Annotated in this window: 4 protein-coding genes; 3 read left to right on the forward strand and 1 reads right to left on the reverse strand. The window is 72.2% G+C overall.

The genetic code is table 11. The annotated features are described in order from the left end of the window. On the reverse strand, positions 1-209 hold a 209-nt coding region (locus HMPREF0591_RS32960), incomplete at its 3' end, for a hypothetical protein (RefSeq protein WP_040621180.1). Between the two features lie 241 nt (positions 210-450). On the opposite strand from HMPREF0591_RS32960, the gene HMPREF0591_RS05465 reads away from it, so the two are divergent. The 3 genes from HMPREF0591_RS05465 to HMPREF0591_RS05475 all read left to right on the forward strand — a co-directional run. Next, complete coding sequence (locus HMPREF0591_RS05465; RefSeq protein WP_007167441.1) at positions 451-1,956, forward strand: DUF7159 family protein; 1,506 nt, start codon at positions 451-453, stop codon at positions 1,954-1,956. Between the two features lie 178 nt (positions 1,957-2,134). Further along, positions 2,135-3,304 carry a DUF7159 family protein gene (locus tag HMPREF0591_RS05470; protein WP_040621181.1) on the forward strand — a complete coding sequence of 390 codons (1,170 nt, stop codon included), beginning with the start codon at positions 2,135-2,137 and terminating at the stop codon, positions 3,302-3,304. Positions 3,305-3,453: 149 nt separating this feature from the next. Then, positions 3,454-4,550: DUF7159 family protein (locus HMPREF0591_RS05475; protein WP_425270128.1), on the forward strand; the 1,097-nt coding region annotated here is incomplete at its 3' end.

The following is a 4,550-nucleotide window of genomic DNA, read 5'->3' on the forward strand; positions in this document are numbered from 1 at the left end:
GCGGCTTCGGTGGCGGCCACAGCGGCGGCGCACCCGGCGGCTTCGGCGGCGGCCACAGCGGTGGCGCGCCCGGCGGCTTCGGCGGGTTCGGTGGCGGCCACAGCGGTGGCGGCTTCGGCGGGTTCGGTGGCGGCCATAGCGGTGGCGGCTTTGGCGGCGGAGGCGGCTTTGGTGGCGGCCACAGCGGTGGCGGCTTTGGCGGCGGACACAAATAGCCCCGCCGGGCACAAATAGGCCGATGATCGACCGCCGCCGAGCTTTGCAGGGCCGGCCGACGCGCGGGTTATCGCGGGTAAAGTTGAGGCATTGGGCCGGCTCACAATTCGCCGCCCGCGTTGCCAGAATTGCATAAACCCAGCGCTAATCCCGGGATGACGGCGCGCTCGCTGCTGGGCCACGACTTCCGCGGTGAACGCTGGGGTACAGCGAAGTACAGGGGGAGCTTTACCGGTGGTGGGCATCGTGCTTGGCGTCTCGATGGCGCCGACGAAGGTGCGCATGGTGCTGGTCGAAGGGGAATGCGCCGACGGGGCCACCGTCGACCAGGACCAATTCGACGTCGCCGCCGCCGCTTACCGGTCTGGCGGGCCATCGACCGCACCCGATCAGGTGATCTCGGCCATTCTCGGCACCCGCGAAGGCGCCGGCGAGGGCGGCTACCAGCTGCTGTCCACCGGGGTCACCTGGACCGATCACGTCGAGGCCGCGATGCTGCGCGACGCGCTGATCGCGCACAAGCTGGAAAACGTGATGCTGGTGTCGGCCTTCATGGCCGCGGCCGCCCTGACCCAGGCGGTCGGTGACGCCACCGGTTACGCCCGCGCGGCGCTGCTCTTCGTCGAGCCGTACACCGCGACTCTGGCCGTGGTCAACAGCGCCGACGGATCGATCTCTGAGGTGCACCGCCGGGTACTCGCCGACGACGAGGACGAGGCCGTGGCCGAGCTCGTCGACATGGTGTCCGGCGCCGACACGCTCGAAGGCCGTCCGGAGGGCGTGGTGGTCATCGGTTCGGGCGTCGACATCCCGTTGATCAAACCGGCGCTGGAGGCCGCAACCTCCCTGCAGCTGTCGGTGCCCGACGAGCCGGAGATGTCCCTGGCGCGGGGTGCGGCGCTGGCGTCGGCCAATGCGCCGTTGTTCGCGTCGTCGACGGTCGCGCTGGCCTACGCGCTGGACCCCGCGACCGGCGAGGTCGACCCGTTGGCGCTCGCCGGGCAATCCCCGGGGCTGCTGCCCGCGTACCTGCCCGAATACCGCAGCGTCCCAGACCTTTCCGCCGCCGCACGGGATGGCAAGCCGAACGTCGCCTACAGCGCCGTGCCGGACGGGGACGGGGAAGCGCAGACCGCCGTCGGCCTGGACCCACGCGCTCAGCGGCACAAGTCCCTGCTGCTCGTCGGAAGCGCGTTGGCGGTCGTCTTCATCACCGTGGTGGTGGCGCTCGAGATCGCGCTGGCGATCAACATCCGCCCGACGGTCGCGCTGCGGCCCAGTCCGAACGAGAACGTCATCGTCCCAGCGCAACCCAAGCCGGCTCCGCCCGTCCAGGCGCAGCCGAAGATCCAGCCGCCCAGGCCGGTGGCCGTGCCGCGTCCCATGAACGCGCCGGCGCCGGTGCCCGCGGCGCCGCCGAGGCCCGTCCCGGTTCCCGTGCTTGCCCCACCGGTGTTCGTCCCGCCGCCCCGCGTCCCGGTGATGCGCCCACGCGCTCCGGCGCCGGCCTTTCGGGGCCCCTTCGGCGGCGGCCACGGGCCCTTCCGCGGCGGCCCGTTCGGTGGCGGTCACGGGCCCTTCCGTGGTGGCCCGTTCGGTGGCGGCCGGGGCGGCTTCGGTCACGGCTTCGGGGGCTTCGGCGGTGGCCACGGGTTCGGGGGCGGTCACGGCTTCGGCGGCTTCGGTGGCGGTCACGGCTTTGGCGGTGGCCACGGATTTGGTGGTTTTGGCCACAGGTAGCGTGTCGCGGCCCGGGGCCTACCCATTTTCGCGCGCTAGGGTGGCGGACTGGGGTGTGGGCGCGGCCGGGCTCGCTGCGAAGTCATCCGGCCAATTCTCGACGTGACGAAGCCCCGTAATGGCAACGCAGGTGTTCTCGCATGGCACAGCAATCGATTTGGGCGACTTTGGAGGAGCGATGGACGTCGTACTTGGCGTGTCTATGGCGCCCGAGGCGGTCCGCATGGTGCTGGTCGAAGGCGAAGCCGCCAGCGGGGTGACCGTCGATCAGGACGGCTTCGACCTCACGAATCAGCCGACGGCGGCCGCGGCGGCCGACCGGGTCGTCGCCGCGATCGTCGGCACCCGGGAGAGCGCCGCCCAGGGCGGCTACCGGTTGAAATCGAGCGGAGTGACCTGGACCGACGCGGCCGAGGCGGCCGCGCTGCGGAATGCGTTGGCGGCACGCAACATTGAGAACGTCATGCTGGTTTCGGCGGTGATGGCCGCCGCGGCGCTGGCTCAGGCGGCCGGCAGCGCGACCAATTGCGCGCGCACTGCGCTGCTGCTGGTCGAGCCGACCACCGCGACGATGGCCGTGGTCGACACCGCCGACGGGTCGGTGGCCGATGTGCGTCGGCATCCGCTGCCCAGTAGCGACGAGGCGGCGCTGGCGAAGCTCACCGCGATGGTCTCGGGCGCCGAATCGATGAGGGCGCGGCCGGACGGGCTCTTCCTCGTGGGCTCCGACGTCGACATCCCGTTCATCAAGCCGGCGCTGGAGGCGGCGACCTCCCTGTCGGTGACCACGCCCGAGGAGCCCGAGATGGCCCTGGCGCGGGGCGCGTCGCTGGCGGCGGCCAACGCGCGGCTGGGGGCGCCGTCGACCATCGCGATGCCCCTCGCCGGGGACCCCTCGGCCGACGGGCGGGAGCTGGCCTACAGCGCCGAGGCGGACGGCGGTGCGACCCGGACGACGGGAGCCCACCGCGAGTCCGTCGCCCGCGCGGACGAGCAGCGCAGCCGGAAATCGGTGCTGGCCGTGGTTGCCGCGACGTTGGTGTTCGTCGGCGGTGTCGTGGCCCTGGCCCTGGCGCTGGCCGTCGACATCCGGCCGCACGCGCACCAGCGACCCGACATCACCCACAACGTCGTCGCCCCCGCCAACGAGCCGGCGCCCCCCGCCAACCGGCCGCCGCCCCCGGCCCCGGTGCCGCCGCCTGCCAACCAGCCGCCGCCTGCCAACCAGCCGCCGCCCCCCGCCTCAGCGTCACCATCTCCGCGGCCGGCGCCCGGCCCATCGCATGGCGACCAGTGGGACGATTGGCTGCAGCGACACCTCGGCGAGCATGGCATCCCGATCCCCTAGCGCGTCCCGCCCCGGAAAAGAGGTCGCGAGCGCGCGTAAAATCGTGCCCTAGGGGAACACTCGGTGGGGATTTAGTGACCTCTGGCGTTTTCGCGGGGTGCGGCGGACACGTCCTCATCATGGACGAGCAATCGAACTATGGAGGAGCTTTGGACACCGTACTTGGGGTGTCAATGGCGCCGACGGCAGTCCGCATGGTGCTGGTCGAAGGCCAAAACGGCGAAGGCGCCACCGTCGACGAAGACAACTTCGACGTTCCGCCCGAAGACGACGCGGCAACGCTCAGCGCGGCCAACCAGGTAGTGTCCGCGATCCTGGGTACGCGCCAGGGCGCGGCCGAGGGGGGCTACCAATTGGCCTCGACGGGCGTCACGTTCACGGACCCGATCGAGGCCGCGGCCCTGCGCGATGCGCTGGCCGCCCACAAGCTCGAGAATGTGATGTTGGTCTCGGCCTTCCTGGCCGCGGCCGCCCTCGCGCAAGCCGTCGGCAGCCAGACCAATTACGCCCAGACGGCGCTGCTGTACATCGAGCCCGACACCGCGACCCTGGCCGTCGTCAACAGCGCCGACGGGTCGATCGCCGAAGTCCATCGCCAGCCACTCCCGGCCGATGACGAGGCCGCGGTCGCCCAGCTGGCCACCATGGTCTCGCACGCGGAAACGCTCGAGGCGCGCCCTGACGGGGTGTTCGTCGTCGGCTCCGGCATCGACCTCCCCCTGATCAAGCCCGCGCTGGAGGCGGCCACGTCGCTGCCGCTGTCGGCGCCCGAGGAGCCCGAAACGGCGCTCGCCCGGGGCGCGGCGCTGGCCTCCGCGCACGCCCCGTTGTTCTCGTCGTCCACCGCCGCGCTGGCCTACGCCCAAGACCCGGGCACCGGCGCCATCAACCCGTTCGCGGTGGCGCCCGGCTACTTCGACGTCCCGGCCGGCGCGGGCGAGGAGGGGCTCGCCTACAGCGCCGTGCCCGACGACGCGGACGACCTCTACACCGGCGCATACACCGGAGCCACCGCGCTCGTCGACGCCGGCTACCCGGAGCGCAGGTCCTTCCGGATGGTGGGAGGCATCGTGGCGAGCGTCTTCGTCATCGGAGTGGTGGCGCTGGTCGTGTCGTTGGCGATCGCCATCCGCCCGACGGCCAACGTCCGGCCCAGCCCGAACCAGAACGTCGTCGTCGCACCCACCCGGCCGGCGCCGGCGGCTCCCGCGCCGGCCAAGGCCCCGGCACCGGAGGCGCCCGCACC

Origin of the sequence: Mycobacterium parascrofulaceum ATCC BAA-614, from assembly GCF_000164135.1 — a bacterium.
GTDB classification, from domain to species: domain Bacteria; phylum Actinomycetota; class Actinomycetes; order Mycobacteriales; family Mycobacteriaceae; genus Mycobacterium; species Mycobacterium parascrofulaceum.